Here is a 21,848-nt window from a genome sequence, read left to right on the forward strand (position 1 = left end):
GTTATAAGAGTTATATAGTCTTCCTCTTTTGATAGAAACTATGCATCACAAATTCATACATCTGTATTACTTTAAGGAGATAAACATACTTGCGTACCTGGTACAGAGAAAAAAAGAAGAAATAAAAAAAGCGAAAGGCTTTAAGGCCTTTCACTTTTTTATTGTATAATTTTAGCGTGAACTTTACGTGATCGAGGCCCGTCGAATTCACAGAAGTAAATACCCTGCCATGTTCCTAACACTAATTCTCCGTCTTGAATAATAATGGTCTGGGCGTGGCCTACCGTACTCGTTTTCATATGTGCAGCTGTATTGCCTTCCATGTGACGATCTTCCGGGTGCTCCCACGGATATACTTCGCGAAATCTGCGCAGCATATCTGTCTTGACGTCGGGATCTGCATTTTCGTTAATTGTAATACCAGCGGTAGTGTGTGTAGAAGAAACAATCACTGCCCCGCTCTTTACTCCCTGTTCTTGAATCCAGCTTGAAATTTGATCGGTAATATCAATCATTTGGTCATGGTTATTAGTCTTTACTGGAATCGTGGTAAACATCAACTCACCTCTTTCTGTCAGACTTGAGATGCCGCATATTCTTTTAGCTTTTCATAGATATCGATCTCATTTTGATGAACGCTCGATTCGATCCAATCCCAACGTTTGTGAACCAGATCGAACTCTATGGCAGCGGTGTATACATTTGTTGCATTCCCTCTTAATTGAATGGTATAACGTCTTTCGGCTTTTTCGACCACACAATTTACTAGTCCGCCTTTATTAATAACTACGATCGGCACGTCTAAATCATTAGGACCTAGAATTGTAGACACAAGAGTTGAAGCAGACATTGCGGTGCCACAGGCATTTGTAAGTCCTACCCCTCGTTCATACGTTTGCACAAAGATCTTGTTTTTTTCTAGGATCTGAACAAAGCTGACGTTAACTCCCCGGGGAAATACACTCTTGAGTTGATTTGCTTTTTCACCGTCAGCTTTAAGTACCGATTGATCTACTTCATCGACGATCGTGACGATGTGAGGATTAGGAACACTTAGCGCCGTAAATGTAAGCTTGGACGATAACTCCGGAATGACTTCGTCCAGTACTTCGTTCTTTTCAAAATTCATTGGCAGGGAATCTATTTCAAAAGAAACCGGTTCAATAGCAACAGAGAATGTATCGATGCCATCATATATTTCAGCTGTCTGCTCAACGGCGAGGACGGCTTTTTGTGTTTCAATGTTCACATTCGACTGCCCTGCTTGCTCTATTACATGACGGGCTACACAGCGCAAACCGTTGCCGCACATTTCCGCCTCTGTTCCATCCGAATTAAACATTCGCATGCGCGCTTCAGCTTTATCGCTGGGCATCACAAAGAGAATTCCATCAGATCCAACACCATTATTTCGGTCACATAATAATAAAGACAGATCTCTGCGTTCATCTTCTGTAAATGTATAGTTATGGGTCATTTCATCAATTAAAATAAAATCATTACCTGATCCATGGCATTTAATAAACTCTAACATAATAATTTCTCCCCCATTTTTTTAACACCATCATAGCATATTCTATCCTATTATACAGAACGACGTTTCATAAGCCATAGAAAATATGGTGCTCCAATGAGCGCTACTAAGATCCCTGAAGGAATTTCATTTGGTGCAAGCAGTGTTCGGCTGAATAAATCAGCGACTACTAGTAAAAATCCTCCTATTAACATGGTTACTGGAAGAAGCTTCTGGTTTGCACTGCCGACGAGAAGTCGAGAAAAGTGTGGCGCGATCAACCCGACAAAACCGATTGCCCCTACAGCAGCCACGCTGCACGCAGCTAATAATGTAGCAAGCAGTGCCATTTGAAAGCGTACAGATATCACTCCGAGTCCGAGCCCTTTGGCGGCGTCATCTCCCAGTGAGAGCACATCCAGGTTTTTAATGTGAAAAGCTAGAAGCGGTATAAATAAAAGGACGGGCCATAGCAGAAACTTGAGAATTTCTGACCACCCTTTTGCATAAGTCGTACCCGATAACCAAGTCAGCGCAGCAGAGACCCCTAGTTCCGCTTGTACGACCATAATTTGTATAAACGCTGAGCCGAATGCAGAAATCCCTATACCTAGTAGAGCAAGTGTTGTAGGATGAAACTCCGCTTTAGCTCCTAAGGCCATGACAACTAAAAAGAAGAGAAGCGCTCCTGCCATAGCACCAATCGGTACCCAGAAAGCTGATACACTGAAAAAGTAAATCGTCGTTAACGCTCCGACACCCGCTCCTGATGTAATTCCAATTACTGAGGGGTCAGCCAGCGGATTACGTAATACCCCTTGAAAAATGAGGCCGCTTACTGCTAGAACTGCACCAGCTAATAAAGCTACAAGCGATCTTGGCAGCCGTAATTCCAAAATAAAATTACGCATAAACTCATTCGTCTGTCCCATTAAAGCCTCGTAGGTAACGATCGGTTCAAATCCATAATTTCCTGATGACATACTGATCCCTATTGTCACAATAATGACGAGAACTAATAGAGGGACAATTTTTGCAAGCGGCAAGTTTACAGCCACTCTTCCAGCCATTACAGATCCTGTCTCTTTCGAATTCCCTTCTTGCTTCATACGAAGGACAAGCCATATAAGCCATGGAGAGCCTACCAGTGCTGTGATGGCCCCAACAGGCAGTTCAGAAAAGGATGGATCAATAACTCTAGCCATCACGTCAGCAAATAACAGGACGTTCGCCCCCCATATAAAAGATCCGATGAGAAGCGAAGTATGGGTTCTAAATCCTAATAACTTTACAATATGAGGTGCTACAAGACCGACGAACCCGATTGGCCCAACGACACTTACAGTGACAGAAGTAAGCAGGACAGCAGCCAGGATGGTCACCAGTTTCACCGACTTGATATTTTGTCCGAGAGCTGTGGCTACATCATCTCCAAGCGTAAGAGTGTCAAGTTTACGTGCATAAATCAGAAGTATAATGAAGGATACAATGATAAACGGTAAGGAAAACTGTACGCCGTTCCAATCGTTTTGCACGAGGGTGCCTGAACCCCAAAGGAATAGACCCTGAGTTTCATTTTCGTAAAAAATCTGCAGAAGCGACGTTAATGATGAAAATAGAAAAGTTACAATCATCCCAGCAAGCACCATACGGACAGGAGTCGCGTCTCCCCCTCCTGATAACACGTAAACAAACAAGAAAGTAAGAATGCCTCCGATAAATGCTGTAACGACTCCGTTGGCCACCGCAGCAAACGGGAAATAAATCGTAGCAGCCACCACAGCGAAATAGGTTCCCGAATGGATGCCCAACGTACTTGCAGAAGCAAGCGGATTTTTCGTTACGGTTTGTAAAATAACACCTGAGACTGCAAGTCCGCCGCCAGCCAGTATCCCTATGACAGCACGAGGAAGGCGCATCACACGAACCGTATGGTGCTCAATCGTATCCATAGGGTTAAAAATGGATTGTAAGACTGTAGATAAAGGAAGCGATACGTTCCCTTGATTAATATGTATAAACGTTAATAAACATAATAAGATGCTCCCACCTCCAAAGGTGAGAGCTCCTATTAATACTTTTCTATAGTTCGGGTTCATTTATGTTCACGACCTTTTATTCGTCCTGATCTTCCTTTTCCAGGACAGAATCAACAACTTGTTCAGCTAGTACTTCAGCAGATAGTGGTCCACCAAACGTCCACGTGCTTCCTGGCATTTGATATAACCGATCATCTTGTACGAAGTCGAGTTCTTCCCATACGGGGTTACCAGCTAATTGATCATCAAAAATGTTATCTTCATCTTGAACGATGTAAAAGAAATTAGAATCCTGGTAGTTCTGCAGCGTTTCTACAGTTGTTTCCGTATACCCGTAGATCTCCAGCTCTTCTGATTCATAATCGTTGGACATTCCTAATTCACTCATCACATTAGCTACCATCGAATTATCAGTAAACAAACGAAGTGTCGGTGTGTTTTGAGCCGTGAAGGCCTGCGTAATGACATAGTTCATGTCTTCCTGTCCAGCTTCCTCTAAACGCGATCTCTGCTCTTCAAATGTGTTCTCCATATCACTTACAGCTTGTTCTGCTTCATCTTCACGGTCGACTACTTCAGCAATTGTATTAAACTCTTCCAGCATACTGTCGAATTGATTCTCAGCACTCTCCTCCGAATAAGGAGCAAACATTAATGTAGGAGCAATTTCTTCTAAGTCTTCAGCAATTTCACTATGACGGAAATCCACCCCGATAATCAGATCAGGCTCCAGTCTCGAAATCGCCTCGAGACTAGGCTCTTGTCTAGTCCCTACATCTTCAACTTCATCACTCAGAGGCTGGCCTACATCGACCCAGTCCCCGTAGGAATCAAGGTCTGCTACTCCTGTGGGCTCCATACCTAGCGCTTGAAGCTCTTCCGCGTAAGACCATTCTAACACAACCACATTTTCCGGCGTTCCTTCAATCGTTTTCTCACCGGCAGCATCTTCCACAGTTACCGAACGAGAATCTTCTTGGGAGGAATCTTGTTCTTCAGCCTCTTCTTCATTATCTCCACTGCAGGCCGCTAACAGAGCCGTCAGTAAAATAAGCATAAGCAAATAAAATTTCTTCATCCAATCTCTTCCTTTCCTTTTCCATTCCTTTATGTGCTGCTTCTATGTAATACATAAAGAAACTTTAAATGATAAAGATTCTCATTATCACAATATTATCTTACTTGTCTGACAATCGAATGTCAATGAAAACTTTTCTCAATTGATCTTATATACGACTTAATATTAATACCTGGTATTAATTCTCCATTGACTTTATATAAGTTGGATTGCTACGATTAAAATACATTAAATTCGTGCATCATGAGATATGGAAGGAGATTGTTATGGAAGACTTACATTCATACGGTTGGTACGCTAAACGTGTGGCTAAATATATGCCTAAAGGGGTCTTTAAGCCTGTGCCTAAACGGTTGTGGGGCGGCTTAGCTTATTTATCCATTGTCATCGCTGGACTGCTCTTGATCAGTCTTACAACGTGGCACCCCTTCTTTTATTTACCGGTTTCCATTATAGTTGGAGCAAGCTTTGCAGGTATGGGGTTTTTAGGACATGAAATTTTACATGGAACAGTTGTCAAAAAGCCATGGATTCGAGATCTGCTTGGAGCGATAGCTTTTTGGCCATTAAGTACAGGACCGAAGCTATGGAGGAAATGGCACAATTTAAACCACCATATCCATACACAGCACGAAGAAAATGACCCGGATGCCTGGCCGACACTCGAGCGCTTAAGTAAATCCAAGTTTTTCAGATGGGTTTATAAGCTGCCTTTGTTTGTCCGCTCTTTTTTCGCATTCGCTTCACTGGCCGTTCAATTTACAGCTCACTCTTTAAAAATGTTTTTTGCCTATATTAAGGATTTTAAACCTAAAAAACAACCAGAGGTTTGGCTGCAGATGGTACTGCCGTGGGCAAGCTGGATCGGACTGCTTTTTCTCATTGGTATAGAAAAATGGATTTTCGCTTTTTTCATTCCTCTGCTCGTTGCTAACTTAATTGTCATGGGATATATATCGACCAACCACCGGTTAAACCCGCTTGTCCCTGTCAATGATCCACTGGCTAATAGTTTAACAGTGACTGTTCCTAAATGGGTTGATTACATTCACTTTAATTTTTCCCACCACACGGAACATCACTTGTTCCCAGGGATGAGTTCAAAGCATTACCCGCTCGTCAAACAAAAAATTAAAGAACTCTGGCCGGAGCGTTACCATGAAATGCCATTAAGCAAGGCGCTGCTTGCCTTATGGAAAACACCAAGAGTATACTTTGATAATCGTGAATTAATCGACCCTGACCAGGGAAATCTATATGGCTCACTCGGCCATGGATTAAATGTTGAAAAGGTAGACTACAAAAAAATGAAGTAATGGCTTAAAACAGGGTTGTAGTAACTGAATAAAGCATAAAATAATCCGAACGATTCTATAGAAATCAGTTCGGATTATTTATGTAAAAAAGAATTTTCACTATCGCTCCGTCAAAATACTTCGCTTTCCGTGGGCACGGCCTCAGCTTCCTCGGCAAGCAAAGAGCGCTTGCCTGCGGGATCTTCGACTCGCGCTCCCACAGGAGTCTTCGTATTTTGACTACGCTAATGATCTGCGTTAATACAAATGGTCGTTTTTTGACATCCCTGCTTTACTTTTGTCCTAGTCTATCAGCTTTGTGTTAGCATTTCTTGCATGAGGAAGAAGATAGGGTAATAGATCACCGGCTGTGTCCTTATGAAAACAGTTATTGCAACAGTGTAGTCACTCTACGATGGTTCCAAGATCCCACTTTTGTCAAGGAAGATGTGCCGACTCCTGCGGGACGAGCAGACAGTAGTAGCCCTGCAGGTCACAGACCGAGGAAATTTTACGTCTTGCACCGAGGGACCGGCTCTTTTTCCTCTTCCTATTCTCCATACCCATGTGGAGGAACCGCCCTAAAATCTTATATTATATATCGACAGCCTGAACCTCCTTTCTTGAGGAGGTTTTTTAGGTTTAAAAGATGTTTATCATCTAATCCTGGTCATTTAATCCCTTCCTCTCCGTCCACAAAAAATGAGCGTCAACCGCATAGATTGACGCTCCATTCCTCATTTCTTATACCATGACCATTCTTTTTGTTAAGGCTAGCTGTTGAACGTGTGGCAATCTGGAAACATCCATGTTTCCTCCACTAACGACAACACCGCACTTCTTCCCAGCTAAAGCTGGCTTCTGGGCTAACACTGCGGCAAGAGCCGTAGCTCCTGCACCTTCCACGAGCGTCTTCTCTCGTTCCAGCAGCTTTAAGATAGAGTTTGCAATCTGCTGTTCTTCCACTGTTACAATCTCATCTACATACTTACGGATATAGTGGAACGTTTTCGTCCCGTGCTGTTTAACAGCAATGCCGTCAGCAATAGTAGAGACGGAGGTCAATTTTTTCGGACCGCATTTGTAAAACGAGTTGTACGTGGATGGTGCTTTTTCAGACTGAACACCTACAACTTTAATATCCGGTTTTAATTGCTTCGCCGCATAGGCGATACCCGCAATTAGACCTCCCCCGCCGATAGGAACGACGATAGTGTCAAGATCAGGCTGCTCCTGCAGCATTTCTACAGCTACTGTTGCCTGCCCGGCCATAACATCTACGTCGTCAAACGGATGGATAAACGTAGCACCACAGCGTTTCTGCTCTTCCATGGCAGCTGCATAGGCTTCTTGAAAAGATTCTCCTGTTAGTACAGTTTTTGCTCCATAAGCTTCTGTTGCTTGAACTTTAGCTTGAGGAGTTCCCTCTGGCATAAAGATTTGAGCAGTTATCCCTCGTTTGGCTGCAGCGAGGGCTACACCTTGGGCGTGGTTTCCTGCGGATGCAGCAATGACTCCACATTCTGCTTCTTCACTCGTCAGCTGGGAGACTTTAAAAGAAGCACCTCTTACTTTGAATGCTCCTGTCTTTTGCTGATTTTCCATCTTCAAGTACACTTGCTGTCCCGTGTAATGATTAAATGTTTCAGAGGTTTTAAACGGTGTTTGGTGCACCACATCGTTTAATTGTTCTTTGGCTTCAAAGACTTTAGCTAGCGTTAAGAAATCCCCAACGTCTTCACTCCTTGTTTTAAATTATTTGGCTTTTTCTGTTTCATACTGATCAATGGCGTCAGCGTAATTCAACGTCACAGATATTTCGTCCCAGCCATTTAACAACATATCTTTATGATAAGGTTGAATATCAAATGCTGATACTAAACCATGATCACTTTTTACTTGTTGATTAACTAAATCAACGTCAATAGTTACTTTTTCTTCCTTTGCCTGCTCTAGTAAATCATTGACTTCGTGCCTGGGCAGTACAATCGGCAGAATTCCATTCTTAAAGCAATTATTGTAAAAGATGTCGGCAAAGCTTGTGGCGATTACGACTTTAAAGCCGTAATCTTGAATGGCCCAGGGCGCATGCTCCCTGGAAGAACCGCAGCCGAAATTTTCGCCGGCAACAAGAACGGAAGCTTCCTTATACATCGGATCATTTAAGGAGAAATCATCTCGTTCTGTACCATCATCATTGAAACGCCAGTTGTAAAAAAGAAACTGGCCGAATCCCTGGCGTTCAATTCGTTTGAGAAACTGTTTCGGAATAATTTGGTCTGTATCAATGTTCGATCGATCAAGCGGGTAAATTAACCCTTTGTGCTGTTTAATAGGTTCCATTCTTTACCCTCCTACCGTCGCGCCGAATTTTCGTACATCTACAAAAGTGCCTTCTAGTGCAGCTGCGGCTGCCATTTCCGGGCTCACAAGGTGAGTTCTTGCTCCATTTCCTTGACGTCCTTCGAAATTTCGGTTAGATGTGGAGGCACATCGTTCACCTGGTGGAACAATGTCATCATTCATCGCGAGACACATGCTGCAGCCTGCATCCCGCCATTCAAATCCAGCGGTGAGAAATATCGTATCCAGCCCTTCAGCCTCAGCTTGTTGTTTTACGGAGAATGAACCAGGGACTACCAATGCTCTTACTCCTTCATGCACTTTGCCGTCTTTAACAATTTCAGCTGCTTTACGCAAGTCGCTGATACGTGAATTTGTACAAGAACCAATGAACACATGTTCAACCGGAATTGATTGAATTTCTTGATTCGGTTCAAGTCCCATATAATCCAGTGCACGCTGTATGCTGTCCTGATCTTGAGCATCTTCGAGTACTGATGGGTCTGGGGTTGCAGCTCCAACAGGTACACACTGAGATGGGTTTGTACCCCATGTAACTTGTGGCTCTACTTCAGAAGCATTAATTTCAACAGTAGCATCATATTCTGCGCCTGGATCAGTGGCAAGTGAAAGCCATTCCTTGGCAGCAGCTTCAAATTCTTCGCCTTTAGGAACGTGACGTTTGCCTCTTAGATAGTCCACTGTTGTTTCGTCCGGACTGATTAATCCGGCACGAGCTCCTGCTTCAATCGACATGTTACAAATGGTCATCCGCTCTTCCATGGAAAGTTTGCGAATGGCCTCCCCTGTATATTCCACGACATATCCAGTTCCAAAACGTACGCCGAACTTAGCAATAATCGCCAAGATTAAGTCTTTGGCTGTAACCCCCGTTCCAAGTTCACCATCTACTTTCACTTGAAGCGTTTTCGGTGAAGCCTGCCACAAAGATTGAGTTGCTAAGACGTGCTCTACCTCACTTGTACCAATACCAAAGGCTAACGCGCCAAATGCCCCATGTGTGGACGTATGACTATCTCCGCACACGATTGTCTTCCCTGGCTGAGTAAGTCCCAGCTGAGGACCAATGATGTGAACAATTCCCTGATCAGGGTGGTCGATGTCAGCTAAACGAATGCCGAACTCATCACAATTTTCTTTCAGTGTATCCATTTGTTTTTTAGATATTTGATCTTTAATAATATGGCGATGCAATGTCGGCACATTGTGATCCATTGTAGCGTACGTACGATCAGGACGACGCACTTTGCGATTTTTCATTCGCAGCCCTTCAAACGCTTGAGGAGAGGTAACTTCATGGACCAGGTGCAAATCAATATAAATTAATTCCGGCTTATCTTCTTCTTGATGAATGACGTGCTGATCCCATACTTTTTCAATAATCGTTTTAGGTCGCCCCATAATGGTCTCTCCTTTCTTCGTTTATGCGTAACACCTCATAATGTTCTCTGTCGTAACATTAGAACTCATGTGTTCAGAAACTTTCTTTGCAAGCTGGCTTCCGCTCACTTGCGTTCCACCTTCTATTTTTAAATCTGCCGTGTGGTATTTTTCATTAAGGACTGCATGCACAGCTGATTCAATTTCATCGGCTTCCACGTTCATATTAAAAGAATAACGAAGCATCATCGCAGCTGACAGAATCGTAGCCAGCGGATTAGCTTTATCTTCGCCTGCAATGTCAGGTGCGGAACCATGAACAGGTTCATAAAGACCTAGCCCATCTTGACGGATGCTGGCTGATGGAAGCATACCCAGGGACCCCGTTAGAACAGAGGCTTCATCACTTAAAATATCACCAAACATGTTCTCGGTTACAATAACATCAAAGTAGCCAGGGTTTGTCACAAGCTTCATCGCTGCGGCATCAACAAGCATATGCTCAACTTCTACATCGGGGTAATCAGTCTTTTTCTCTTCTACTACTTCTCGCCACATTCGGCTTGATTCAAGAACATTTGCTTTATCCACGGAAGTGAGCTTGTTCCGGCGTACTTGAGCACTCTGAAATGCCTGCTCAACGATACGTTCCATTTCATGTCTTGAGTACGCAAGGGTGTCAACAACGTCCTGGCCATTGTTGCGGCGCTCCCTTGGTTCCCCGAAATACAAACCGCCTGTCAGTTCTCTAACGATTAATAGATCGCTTCCTCCTACGACTTCAGGCTTTAAAGGTGAAGCATGAAGTAAGGAATCAAAGCCTTTAACTGGACGCAGGTTCGCAAACAAACCTAGTTTTTTGCGAATACCCAGCAATCCTTTCTCGGGACGCATATGTCCAGGCAGGCTTTCCCATTTAGGTCCTCCTACAGCTCCCAGCAATATGCCATCTGCTTTTTTACAAGCAGCTACAGTATCTTCAGGTAGAGGGGTGCCATGGTTATCAATAGCAGACCCACCAATATCATGAGTTTCAAATGTAAAGCTATGCCCAAATTGTCCAGCTACTGTTTCAAGAACACCTTTAGCTGCTTTGGTAACTTCTGGACCTATGCCATCACCAGGCAATACAACGATATGCTTTTCCATACCTTTCCCCTCCTATAGTTGGACTTCTTTAACGTTTGTTGGTTTAATATGCAAGGTACGATTGACAGCGTTTAAAAATGCGTGAGCGGAGGCTTCAAGTACGTCTTGAGCAGAACCCCGTCCGGAAGCTTTTTGCCCGTCTACCGTTAATTGCACGTACACTTCAGCTAAAGCATCTCTGCCTTTACCGATGGAACTCAATTGATAGTCTTGTAAATGAACCTCTTCATCCAGCAATTCATCGAGAGTATTATAGATAGCTTCAACACTTCCCTCACCCGTGCTTGCCTTCTCTACTTCCTCTCCATCAGGGCGAGTAAGCAAGATCGTGGCCGTTGGACGATTGACACTGCCATACTGCACTTGAAAAGCTTTCAAATCGTATTTTGGAACGTCTTCGTTTTCCGTTTGTTTATCAGCAAGGATGGCGAATAAATCTTCATCCGTAACTTCTTTTTTCTTACCTGTCAGCTCTTTAAAAGCACGTAATGCTTCTTTTAACTTAGATTCAGATAGTTCAAAGCCAAATGATTCAGCTTTTTGTTTAAATGCGTGACGACCAGAATGTTTACCGAGCACTAGATTATTAGAATCAATTCCAACCATCTTCGGTGTGATAATTTCATAAGTCGTTGCTTCTTTCAATACTCCATCCTGGTGAATACCAGATTCATGGGCAAAAGCATTGCGTCCTACGACTGCCTTGTTGCCTGGCACCTGCATGCCTGTAAGCTTACTTACCAGGTCACTTGTGCGCTTAATTTCTTTAAGAACGAGTCCTGTTTGATAATCGTAGCGGTCTTTACGAATTTCAAGAGCTACAGATACTTCTTCCAGCGCTGCATTCCCGGCACGCTCACCAATGCCATTAATTGTACCTTCAATCTGCCCTGCTCCTGCTTCAATGGCAGACAGAGAGTTACTTACAGCCATTCCCAGGTCGTCATGACAGTGAGCTGATAAAATGACGCCCTCGATGTTTGTAACATTCTCTTTTACATAGTTGAAAAGCTTAGCGTACTCATCAGGGGTGGTATAACCAACAGTGTCCGGAAGGTTAATCACATCAGCGCCTGCGTCGATTACCTTTTCAATAATGTGAACTAGAAAATCGTAGTCAGACCGGGTCGCGTCCTCTGCCGACCATTGAACGTAGGGGAAACCTTTCTCTTTAGCATAGGCTACAGATTCAACTGCGATCTCCACGACTTCTTCTGGAGTCTTTTTCAATTTATGAGTCATGTGAATGGGAGAAGTAGCCAGGAAAACGTGAAGTCTCGGCTGTGCGCCACCTTTCAACGCGTCCCATGCTGCATCGATATCACTTTTAAAAGAACGGGCCAGCCCGGTTACAGAACAATTACGCACCGTGTCAGCGATCTCTTTCACTGCATCAAAGTCTTCTTGGGAGGAAGCGGGAAATCCCGCTTCCATAATATCTACACCAAATCGTTCTAATTGCTTAGCAATCTCAATCTTTTCAAGACGATTCAAGTTAACGCCGGCTGACTGTTCCCCGTCCCGTAGTGTAGTGTCAAAGACATTAACGCGAGCCATGATTGACCACTTCCTTTTCTTTAGATTGAGATTTCTTAACAAAAGGCATTAATTCACGTAATTCTCTACCCACCTTCTCGATTTGATGATTGTTTTCAAGATTGTTAATAGCATTAAATTCTGCACGGTTCACTTGATTTTCAAGGATCCAGCCTTTCGCAAATTTACCAGTTTGAATGTCTGTCAGCACATCTTTCATACGTTCTTTCGTATCTTCATTTACGACGCGAGGCCCGGATACGAAGTCTCCCCACTGAGCCGTGTCGGAGATGGAGTAGCGCATACCTTCTAGTCCGCCTTCATACATAAGGTCTACGATAAGTTTCAGTTCGTGCATACATTCAAAATAAGCAACTTCTGGCTGATAACCAGCTTCAGTCAATGTTTCAAAGCCTGCTTTTACAAGGCTGGATAGTCCACCGCAAAGTACAGCCTGCTCACCGAATAGATCCGTTTCTGTTTCCTCTTGGAAAGAAGTCTCAAGAACGCCTGCGCGTCCGCCACCGATGCCTTTCGCATAAGCAAGTGCAACTTCACGGGCTTCGCCTGATACATCTTGTTCCACACCAAATAGTGCCGGTACGCCTGCGCCTTCTTCAAAAGTACGACGTACAAGGTGTCCTGGTCCTTTAGGAGCTACTAGGAATACATCCACGTTGCTTGGAGGAACCACCTGGTTGAAGTGAACATTAAACCCGTGAGCGAATGCCAGAGCTGCTCCTTCTTTAAGGTTTGGTTTGATCTGTTCTTCGTAAACCTTCGGCTGATATTCATCTGGAAGCAGAACCATTACAACATCCGCTTCTGCTACAGCATCTGCTACTTCTTTTACTTCCAATCCGTCTTGTTCAGCCTTTTCCCAAGATTTACCTTGTCTTAGTCCTACAACAACATTGTGCCCGCTCTCTTTCAAGTTCTGTGCGTGAGCATGACCCTGGGAGCCGTATCCAATTACTGCTACCTTTTTGCTTTGTAGTACCTCATCTTGAATGTCGTTGTGATAATAAACTTGTGCCATGTTAATCTCCCTTTCGTTAATAAATTATTTTAGTAGTGAATAAGATTTGATTTCGGCTACTTGCGGCTGATGCCCTCTTGTAAAGGCTGTCAGACCTGTTCTTGCAAGCTCTTTTATGCCATATGGTCTAAGCAGATCAATCAATGCATCTACCTTATCCGAATTTCCTGTCACTTGAACCGTCATACTTTCACGGCTCACATCGATAATGGTTGCTCTAAATGGTTCAATAATCCCTTGAATTTCACTGCGGATTTGCGGGTTGCTGAGCACTTTCACCATCGCCAGTTCCCGAGCAACAATCGCTTTATCTGTAATGTCGGATACTTTTAAAACATCAATCTGTTTATTTAGCTGCTTCGTCAGCTGTTCTAATTTCCGCTCATCTTCTACTTCTACAACGAACGTCATCTTTGAAACGCCTTCGGTTTCCGTACGGCCGACAGAGATACTCTCGATATTGAACTGACGTTTAGAGAGCAGCCCTGTCACTCTGTTTAACACCCCGCTGCGGTTATGAACGGTAGCAGTAACTATACGTTTCATCGAGTCACCCCAATCATTTCATGAAGTCCTTTGCCAGGTGCAATCATTGGATACACATTTTCCAGCTGCATCACGCGGCAGTCTATGACAGCCGGGTGATCGTTATTCAATACATCTGGTAAAACCTTCTCTAAATCTTCTTTTGTTTCAATCTTGTAGCCAGGGATATCATAACTTTCTGCTAATTTAACGAAATTCGGCTGTGACTGAGCAAGAGAGTGAGAGTAACGCTCTTCATAAAACTTCTCCTGCCATTGCCTTACCATTCCCAGGGCTTCATTGTTCACGATCACTATTTTCACAGGAAGATTTCTTTCCTGCAGTAATGAAAGCTCCTGCATCGTCATCTGAAAACCACCATCGCCTACAATGGCTACTACGCTGGCCTCAGGGGAGGCAAGCTGCGCACCGATCGCTGCTGGAAAACCGAATCCCATTGTGCCAAGCCCGCCTGATGTTACCCATTTGTTCGGCTGATGGAAGCTATAATACTGTGCAGCCCACATTTGGTGCTGGCCGACATCAGTCGTTACGATAGATTTTCCTTGCGTATAAGCATGCACTTTTTTCATCAGCCATTGAGGTGAAATCTTATCTTCGTAATCATCATGCCAAAGCGGATATTGTGCTTTGTTTTCATTTGTCTTATCCAGCCACTCTTGATGGTCAAGCTGAGAAATACTTCGTTTGTTAAGAGCTTCAAGTGCTGCTTTCGCATCCGATACAATCGGAATTGTAGTCGGCACGTTTTTACCAATTTCAGCTGGATCGATATCAACGTGAGCCACTTTTGCGTTCGGAGCAAAATGCTCTAAGTTTCCCGTTAAACGGTCATCAAATCGTGCCCCAATATTGATGAGTAAATCACACTCGTATAAAGCCATATTAGCTGAATACGTTCCGTGCATTCCGCCCATTCCCAAGGAAAGTTCATCACTTCCTGGAAAGCTTCCAAGTCCAAGCAATGTCGTCACAACGGGAATGTTGTAATTCTTAGCGAAACGCTGCAATTCTTCTGAGCCTTTGGAGTGAATAATGCCGGCTCCGGCCAAAATCACCGGTTTTTTCGCTTGAAGCATTGCTTCGTGTAATTTATTAATCTGCAATGGATTAGGATGAACCGTTGGCTGATACCCCGGTAAATGAAAGGTGGATTCTACTTCTTTTTCATGCACCGTAGATGATATATCTTTAGGGATATCGACAACAACGGGTCCAGGACGTCCGGTTGTCGCAATATGAAAAGCTTCCTTCACAACTCGGGGCAGCTCTTCTATTTGCTGTACTTGATAATTGTGCTTCGTAATTGGCGTTGTAATTCCCATTACGTCTGACTCCTGAAAAGCATCTGTCCCAATCACACCTTTTGCCACTTGACCTGTGAAAATAACAACAGGCAGAGAGTCCATCATCGCATCTGCGATTCCTGTGATTAGGTTTGTAGCTCCCGGGCCAGAGGTTCCAATAACTACCCCCGGTCGTCCTGACACTCTCGCATAACCTTCAGCTGCGTGAATCGCTCCTTGTTCGTGACGTGGAAGTACATGATCAAATGATCCTTCAGCACGATAAATGGCATCATAGATTGGGAGAACCGCTCCTCCTGGATACCCAAATAAAGTGTCAACACCCTGTTCGATTAATGAATCTACCAACAAATCGGCTCCCGTACGTGGCGCTGTCTTAACTTTTTGAGCTGCTTCAGCCTTCATTTTTTAATCCCTCCTAAATTACATATAAAAAGACCTTTTCATCCTCAATTCCTCTACAAATAGACACTTGTAGAAAGAACGGAGGGGTGAAAAGGTCTTGGTTATTCCACGGTACCACCCTCATTTGCGCACAAAACTGTACGCCTCAGGGAGCTTACTAAAATAGTAATCTCCATTTTGATAACAGGTGTGATCTTAGGGACACCTGATCCCACCTACTTGATTTCTCGTTCAGTCGGGACACTCAAGGATGATGTCGGAGATAAGGAGCATTTCCGGGCTTCCAGCAACCCCGGCTCTCTGTAAATGCCTGAACTTATTCCTTTATTCCTGTCGTAGAGTTCACAGATTCAATTGTATGAATGATCAGCTGACCTGAGCTTTTCCTTTTGTAGAATAAACCTGGTAGCCGTCGGTCGTCGTAATTTTTCTAAACTCGGATAATAAGTGGTTCGTCACAGCGCCTGGGCTTCCATCGCCTACTTTACGCTGATCTACTTCTACAACTGCAATAACTTCGGCTGCAGTTCCTGTTAAGAATACTTCATCAGCTACATATACATCATGTCTTGTAAATGGTTCCTGTTTCACTTTATAACCATGTTCTTCAGCAAGATCAATGATAGCGTTGCGTGTAATTCCTTCTAAAGCTCCTAAATAAACAGGAGGTGTATAAATGGTCCCGTTTTTCACAATAAAAATGTTGTCTGCTGAGCCTTCTGTCACATAGCCTTGATCATTCAGCATAAGTGCTTCGTCTACGCCTGCCTGGTTTGCTTCTAGTTTCACTAAGATATTATTGAGATAGTTTAAAGATTTCACTTGTGGTGGCAGTACGTCTGGTCTGTTCCTTCTGCTCGATACAGAAGCGAGACGAACGCCGCGTTCATATAATTCTTTAGGAAATAAAGCAAGTGCTTCAGCAATGACAACCACGCGCGGATTTGCACAGCTGGACGGGTCTAAACCTAAGTTGCCTGATCCTCTAGATACAACGACACGGATATAAGCCGTTTCCAGCTGATTTTTGCGGACTGTTTCAGCAATAATCTGCTCCAATTCCTCCTTTTCGTATGGGATGTGAAGCATGATTGATTTAGCTGAATCGTAGAGGCGTTTTAAGTGTTCGTCTAGTTTAAAGATGTTGCCTTCGTAAACACGAATGCCTTCGAACACTCCGTCGCCATATAAGAAACCATGATCATAGACGCTTACTACGGCCTCACTTTTATCAACGTATTCTCCGCTTAAGTAAATCCACTGGCTGCTCATTTAAAGCACTCCTTTCTTTTTAGATTTGGTTTAACATACATATTAGTTTAAGGGTGACCCCGTGCAGGCATGCACTCCTGCACGTTCAGGTCAAAAGGTCAATCTTCCACATGAATCAACTTGCGCGGCCATTGGTTTCGGATGCGATGTAGTTGATTGAGGACTACTTTAACGCCATTTCAGAAAAAGGTCAACAGGTTTTTGTGAAGTTTTCTGACTAGTTCGATTATTGAGTTAACTTGGAAAGCGTTTTCATACAGGCTATACTTGAGTTTTCTGCTTAGTTGCACTTTTTCTTTTTTTCTTTTTTATCTGAAAAATGAATGTTTAATGTCGCAAAGAACCTATAAAACCGCCTATTTCGAGCCTATTTTTAAAATGGTCTCGAAAAAATGAAACTGACTGGCAGCACGCCTATGATAAAAGTTGACTAGAACAAACGTGCACCCTGGAACCCTATTATGGTTAACCATTCTAAAAGACTGAGTAGAAGTTATAGAAACCGATTGAGTTTCCTATAAAGCAGATACGAGGAACTGATGAAGAAAATATAAAAAAGGAAGAGTTATAATCGATATAATTGTTGTTAAAGCCACACCGATCGCTGCAAAGGAAACATCTCCCCCATATTTTTGAGCATAAAGAAAAACGGTAGGTGCGGAAGGAGCAGCTGTAATAAGAAGAGCCACAGCTGTTAAAACTGTAGGGATAGACAGGAGGGTAAATGGGAGCAGACATAATGGAATTATTAGCAATCTTACAAATACGACCACCCAGGTATGCAAGTTTTTGCATACCTGGGTGAATTCCTGCCATTTTAAGTCTGCAAGAATACTCCCAATCATTAGCATTGACAAAGGAATAGTGGGCCTTCCTAAATAGGTAAGCACTCCCTCCACTATGTTCGGAAGTTGAACAGGTGTAATCATAATCAGCACACCGAATACAGTAGCTAGAATACCGGGGTTAAAAAACACTTCTCTCAAACGAAAGGAATTTTTTCTCCCGACAAAGAGATAAATACCATATATCCATATTAAAAGTAAATATAATAAATTGAAAATTGCCGCATACATTATGCCTTGCTCACGGAATAAGGCATAACACACCGCATAACCGATAAAGCCTTGATTTCCAAACAACATTAAAGACTGATACACAACTCCTCTTGACTCCCCAACTTTTGTTCGTTTCTTAATACTTAGTGAAAGTAGATAAGCTGTGAGAAGAGCATAGCCGGAGAGCAGAATCAGCATGAAAAAATCCCCAAAAATATGTAATTCCTCAGAGAAGTTCATGGAAGCTAAGATCAAACAAGGAAGGGTAATATTTAAGACCAGCGGAGCTAGTACTTGTTCCGTTTGCTGTGGCAGCCAACCTGCTCTCTTTGATACAAAGCCGCTCAACCCTATGACATAAAGGGTAAATAATTCAGTCACTGCCATACACATCCCCCCTCCCTCCTTCCAATGTATGAAGGAACAAAATGAGGAGTGCCTTACAATAGTAGAAACTAGAAAAAGCTTACGCCATATTAGACGCAAGCTTTTATTAAACTTCCCTTTCAGCAATTGAAAGGGACTACTCTATTCTTAAAGCTCATTATTACAGTACATATTGAGCAAGCGTACGCTGTACGTCTTCAATCGGACTGTCTTTTTTAAACAGTTTTTCGATCGGAGCGGACTGACCTGAAAGCCAAATTTTTAATTCAGAATCAAGGTCGAAGCTGCCCGCCGTCTCTGTACTGAAGTGTGTAATGGTTTTATAAGGGATACTGTGGTACTCGACTTTCTTACCTGTCATTCCCTGTTTGTCTACTAGAATTAATCGTTTGTTTGTGAAAATGAATGAGTCCCTTATTACCTTATATCCGCTTTCTACTATTTCGTCATTAATTAAAACGTGCTTTAATTCCTTGCTCAGTTTTTCTTTATCCACTTCACTGGCATTGCCCATAAGACCGTCTAAAAATCCCAAAATATTTCCTCCTTAAAATCCGAGTTTCTTCCTATTATATATAACTCCATTATTTTTACAATTAGAATGGTTTCATTTCGGATAATTTTCGATTGGTTTTTAACTGCTATGAACAATTCTGCATAGTCCCTGACAACTTGTGCAAGAAGTAGCAATCGGATTTTTGTTTCTTTTCCTTATTTATAAGATACACTTACCGTTTAATCATTACCCTGCAATAATTATCAACTTTCCTCAAAAGGCAAAATTTATTCATAACTTTCTAATCCAGTAACATATCCTTCTATATAGGTTTATATTGATTCAATTTCTATATAAAATTCGCAAAATTCTATTTATACCCTTGTCAAACCTTTATCTGTAGTGTACATTAGGGTGAAAGAATTAAATAACGAATATTGATTTCTTATCACGAGAGGCAGAGGGACTGGCCCGTCGAAGCCTCAGCAACCACTGGTACGACCAGTAAGGTGCTAACTCCAGCAAGTTGATTCGTCAACTTGGAAGATAAGAAGAAGGATTTAAACAACAAAGTCTTCTTCTTATAAGAAGGCTTTTTTTATTTTTCAACGAAACGGGGAATGATCATGTGTGGTAGAAAAGCAGAAACAAAATTAGTTCATACAGGAAAAAATAACGGGGATGCTTCAGGAGCAATTAACGCACCTGTTCACTTTTCCACCGCCTATGAACATCCAGGGCTTGGGGAGTCCACTGGCTTTGACTATACAAGAACAGGCAATCCAACACGTACGCTTCTTGAACAATCCGTAGCAGATCTAGAAAAAGGAAATGCAGCCTTCGCTTTCAGCTCAGGTATGGCGGCCATTCAAGGGGCCTTATCCATTTTCAAAACAGGGGATGAAATTGTCGTTTCAGAAGACGTTTACGGTGGAAGTTACCGATTCTTCGACTATCTCTCCAATCAATATGGCCTGAAATTCATCTATTGTGACAGTAAGCGGCTCTCACAAATTGAAAACTACATAACGGAGCAAACGAAGGCGCTCTACATTGAATCGCCTACGAATCCACTCATGCACACAGCAGATATACCGGCTATTTCGATCATTGCTAAAAAACATGATGTTTTACTGCTTGTTGATAATACGCTTTATACTCCACTCCTTCAACAGCCAATTACTGAAGGTGCCGACATCATCATTCACAGCGCCACGAAGTACTTAGGCGGCCATAACGATGTCCTCGCTGGTCTAGTGGTTGCTAAAAATGAAGAATTGAGTGAAAAGATAGGTTATTTTCAGAATACGGCCGGGGCCGTACTATCACCCTTTGATTCATGGCTGCTTATGAGAGGAATGAAGACGTTATCTATAAGAATGGAAAAACACGAGAAGAATGCTGCTTTCCTCGTAGCGTTTTTAAAAGAGCATGAAGATATAACGGACGTCTTTTACCCGGGACGCGGCGGCATGCTTTCGTTCAGACTGAAATCTGAGTATTGTGTCGATCCATTTTTACGAAAGTTAGAAGTCATTACGTTCGCTGAAAGCCTTGGAGGCGTAGAGAGCTTCATCACTTACCCAACCACGCAAACACACGCTGATATACCAGAAGAGACACGTCAGCGCTACGGGGTATGTAATCGGTTGTTACGTTTTTCAGTAGGAATTGAACATGTCGATGACTTAAAAACGGATTTAGAACAAGCACTGGCCAGCTTAAAAAAGGAGGAAATTTACCATGACTAATCATCACACGTTTCAAACTCGTCTGCTTCACAATGATCACAAATTTGACCGGGAAACCGGGGCGGTAAGTGTGCCGATTCAGCAAGCTTCCACGTTCCATCAGGCTGACTTTGATAACCCGGGTATCTATGACTATAGTCGTTCCGGAAATCCTACAAGGGAAGCGTTAGAAGATACGATTGCTAATCTAGAAGGCGGTACACGCGGGTTTGCATTTGCTTCAGGAATGGCAGCCATTTCAACCTCTTTCATGCTTCTATCAAAAGGCGATCACGTTGTTATTTCAGAAGACGTATATGGCGGTACATTTCGAATGATTCATGATGTTTTAGGTCGTTTTGGCATTGAGCATACGTTTGTTAATATGACAGATCTTCACGAGGTAGCAACTGCTATACAACCGAATACAAAGGTATTGTATATTGAAACACCTTCCAATCCTTTATTAAATATCACCGATATTCAAGCTGTAAGTAAGCTTGCGAAAGCCAACGACTGCCTGACTTTTGTTGATAATACATTTATGACTCCTGCTCTACAACAACCGCTTGAGTTAGGTGCGGATCTTGTCCTGCACAGTGCAACGAAGTTTATCGCGGGACACAGTGACGTAGTAGCTGGACTAGCCGCAACCAACCATCCGGAAATTGAAGCACAGCTAGGCTTTTTGCAAAATTCCTTTGGTTCCATCCTGGGAGCGCATGATTGCTGGCTAGTGTTACGGGGATTAAAGACACTAGACTGCCGCTTGAAACAGTCATCCGAGTCTGCTGAAGTAATTGCAACCTACTTGGCTGGACACCCGCTTATAGAGGAAGTTTACTATCCTGGATTCAGTTCGCACCCTGGATCCTCTATCCATGCCTATCAGTCAAGCGGAGCAGGAGCGGTCTTATCGTTTCGGTTAAAAGACGAAGCGGCCGTCCGTACATTCAGCCAGCATATCGAATTGCCTGTGTTTGCTGTAAGCTTAGGAGCCGTGGAATCAATTCTATCCTATCCGGCAAAAATGTCCCACGCGGCAATGCCTGAACATGAGCGGTTAAAGCGCGGCATTACAGGGGGGCTGCTGCGCCTATCTGTAGGACTGGAAAATCCAGATGATTTAATCCGGGATTTTGAGAATGGATTGGAGTATGTCAGTGCTCAACAAGAAGTATCTAAAGCTCAATAATAAAAGACTTTTAGCTTGTAGAGAACCTCGGGTTTTTCTACAAGCTTTTTTGACCCTAA

18 protein-coding genes and 1 riboswitch are annotated in these 21,848 nt (G+C 43.0%); of the genes, 3 read left to right on the forward strand and 15 right to left on the reverse strand.

Translation table 11 applies throughout. The annotated features are described in order from the left end of the window. Positions 1–158: 158 nt before the first annotated feature. Genes ACGTNH_RS12480 through ACGTNH_RS12495 form a run of 4 tightly spaced genes read right to left on the reverse strand, consistent with a single transcriptional unit; the run spans position 159 to position 4,630 of the window. Complete coding sequence (locus ACGTNH_RS12480) at positions 159–557, reverse strand: secondary thiamine-phosphate synthase enzyme YjbQ (RefSeq protein ID WP_394587196.1); 399 nt, start codon at positions 555–557, stop codon at positions 159–161. A gap of 17 nt (positions 558–574) precedes the next feature. Further along, positions 575–1,534 (reverse strand): diaminopimelate epimerase, encoded by a 960-nt coding sequence (gene dapF, locus ACGTNH_RS12485; RefSeq protein WP_394587197.1) that lies wholly within the window; start codon positions 1,532–1,534, stop codon positions 575–577. Between the two features lie 50 nt (positions 1,535–1,584). Then, on the reverse strand, positions 1,585–3,612 hold the full coding sequence (locus ACGTNH_RS12490; RefSeq protein ID WP_394587198.1) for an iron ABC transporter permease: 2,028 nt from the start codon (positions 3,610–3,612) through the stop codon (positions 1,585–1,587). Between the two features lie 16 nt (positions 3,613–3,628). After that, complete coding sequence (locus ACGTNH_RS12495) at positions 3,629–4,630, reverse strand: ABC transporter substrate-binding protein (protein ID WP_394587199.1); 1,002 nt, start codon at positions 4,628–4,630, stop codon at positions 3,629–3,631. A 266-nt stretch (positions 4,631–4,896) separates the two neighbouring features. On the opposite strand from ACGTNH_RS12495, the gene desB reads away from it, so the two are divergent. Continuing rightward, positions 4,897–5,946 (forward strand): Delta(10) desaturase DesB, encoded by a 1,050-nt coding sequence (desB, locus tag ACGTNH_RS12500; RefSeq protein WP_394587200.1) that lies wholly within the window; start codon positions 4,897–4,899, stop codon positions 5,944–5,946. 723 nt (positions 5,947–6,669) lie between these two features. Here the strand turns inward: desB and ilvA are convergent. The 11 genes from ilvA to ACGTNH_RS12555 form a co-directional block, all read right to left on the reverse strand. Continuing rightward, positions 6,670–7,599 (reverse strand): threonine ammonia-lyase, encoded by a 930-nt coding sequence (ilvA, locus tag ACGTNH_RS12505; RefSeq protein WP_394587699.1) that lies wholly within the window; start codon positions 7,597–7,599, stop codon positions 6,670–6,672. Between the two features lie 81 nt (positions 7,600–7,680). Further along, positions 7,681–8,268 carry a 3-isopropylmalate dehydratase small subunit gene (leuD, locus tag ACGTNH_RS12510; protein ID WP_394587201.1) on the reverse strand — a complete coding sequence of 196 codons (588 nt, stop codon included), beginning with the start codon at positions 8,266–8,268 and terminating at the stop codon, positions 7,681–7,683. A 3-nt stretch (positions 8,269–8,271) separates the two neighbouring features. Further along, positions 8,272–9,690, reverse strand: a complete 1,419-nt coding sequence (leuC, locus tag ACGTNH_RS12515; RefSeq protein ID WP_394587202.1) for a 3-isopropylmalate dehydratase large subunit — start codon at positions 9,688–9,690, stop codon at positions 8,272–8,274. 21 nt (positions 9,691–9,711) lie between these two features. Then, a complete protein-coding gene (gene leuB / locus ACGTNH_RS12520; RefSeq protein WP_394587203.1) occupies positions 9,712–10,818 on the reverse strand; it encodes a 3-isopropylmalate dehydrogenase in 1,107 nt (368 codons plus the stop codon). Positions 10,819–10,830: 12 nt separating this feature from the next. Continuing rightward, the gene (locus ACGTNH_RS12525; RefSeq protein WP_394587204.1) at positions 10,831–12,375 is read right to left on the reverse strand and encodes a 2-isopropylmalate synthase; all 1,545 of its coding nucleotides are present in this window, start codon (positions 12,373–12,375) and stop codon (positions 10,831–10,833) included. Continuing rightward, positions 12,362–13,393 (reverse strand): ketol-acid reductoisomerase, encoded by a 1,032-nt coding sequence (ilvC, locus tag ACGTNH_RS12530; protein WP_394587205.1) that lies wholly within the window; start codon positions 13,391–13,393, stop codon positions 12,362–12,364. The genes ACGTNH_RS12525 and ilvC overlap by 14 nt, the downstream gene beginning before the upstream one ends. A 24-nt stretch (positions 13,394–13,417) precedes the next feature. Then, positions 13,418–13,939 carry an acetolactate synthase small subunit gene (gene ilvN / locus ACGTNH_RS12535; RefSeq protein WP_188376313.1) on the reverse strand — a complete coding sequence of 174 codons (522 nt, stop codon included), beginning with the start codon at positions 13,937–13,939 and terminating at the stop codon, positions 13,418–13,420. Beyond that, entirely contained in the window at positions 13,936–15,651 is a 1,716-nt protein-coding gene (gene ilvB, locus ACGTNH_RS12540) for a biosynthetic-type acetolactate synthase large subunit (protein ID WP_394587206.1), read from the reverse strand. The genes ilvN and ilvB overlap by 4 nt, the downstream gene beginning before the upstream one ends. Before the next feature lie 366 nt (positions 15,652–16,017). Next, a complete protein-coding gene (gene ilvE, locus ACGTNH_RS12545; RefSeq protein ID WP_394587207.1) occupies positions 16,018–16,923 on the reverse strand; it encodes a branched-chain-amino-acid transaminase in 906 nt (301 codons plus the stop codon). Between the two features lie 515 nt (positions 16,924–17,438). Next, positions 17,439–18,368: an AEC family transporter gene (locus tag ACGTNH_RS12550; RefSeq protein ID WP_394587208.1), complete on the reverse strand. Its 930-nt coding sequence runs from the start codon at positions 18,366–18,368 to the stop codon at positions 17,439–17,441. Positions 18,369–18,528: 160 nt separating this feature from the next. Further along, positions 18,529–18,903, reverse strand: a complete 375-nt coding sequence (locus ACGTNH_RS12555) for a PH domain-containing protein (RefSeq protein WP_394587209.1) — start codon at positions 18,901–18,903, stop codon at positions 18,529–18,531. Positions 18,904–19,306: 403 nt separating this feature from the next. Beyond that, positions 19,307–19,417: riboswitch (SAM riboswitch) on the forward strand. A gap of 73 nt (positions 19,418–19,490) precedes the next feature. Here ACGTNH_RS12555 and ACGTNH_RS12560 point away from each other — a divergent pair. Continuing rightward, positions 19,491–20,615, forward strand: coding sequence for a methionine biosynthesis PLP-dependent protein (locus ACGTNH_RS12560; RefSeq protein WP_394587210.1), 1,125 nt, complete (start codon positions 19,491–19,493; stop codon positions 20,613–20,615). Then, complete coding sequence (gene metC / locus ACGTNH_RS12565; RefSeq protein ID WP_394587212.1) at positions 20,608–21,789, forward strand: cystathionine beta-lyase; 1,182 nt, start codon at positions 20,608–20,610, stop codon at positions 21,787–21,789. The genes ACGTNH_RS12560 and metC overlap by 8 nt, the downstream gene beginning before the upstream one ends. Positions 21,790–21,848: the final 59 nt, after the last annotated feature.

Origin of the sequence: Halobacillus sp. B23F22_1 (genome assembly GCF_043497005.1) — a bacterium.
GTDB lineage: Bacteria > Bacillota > Bacilli > Bacillales > Halobacillaceae > Halobacillus_A.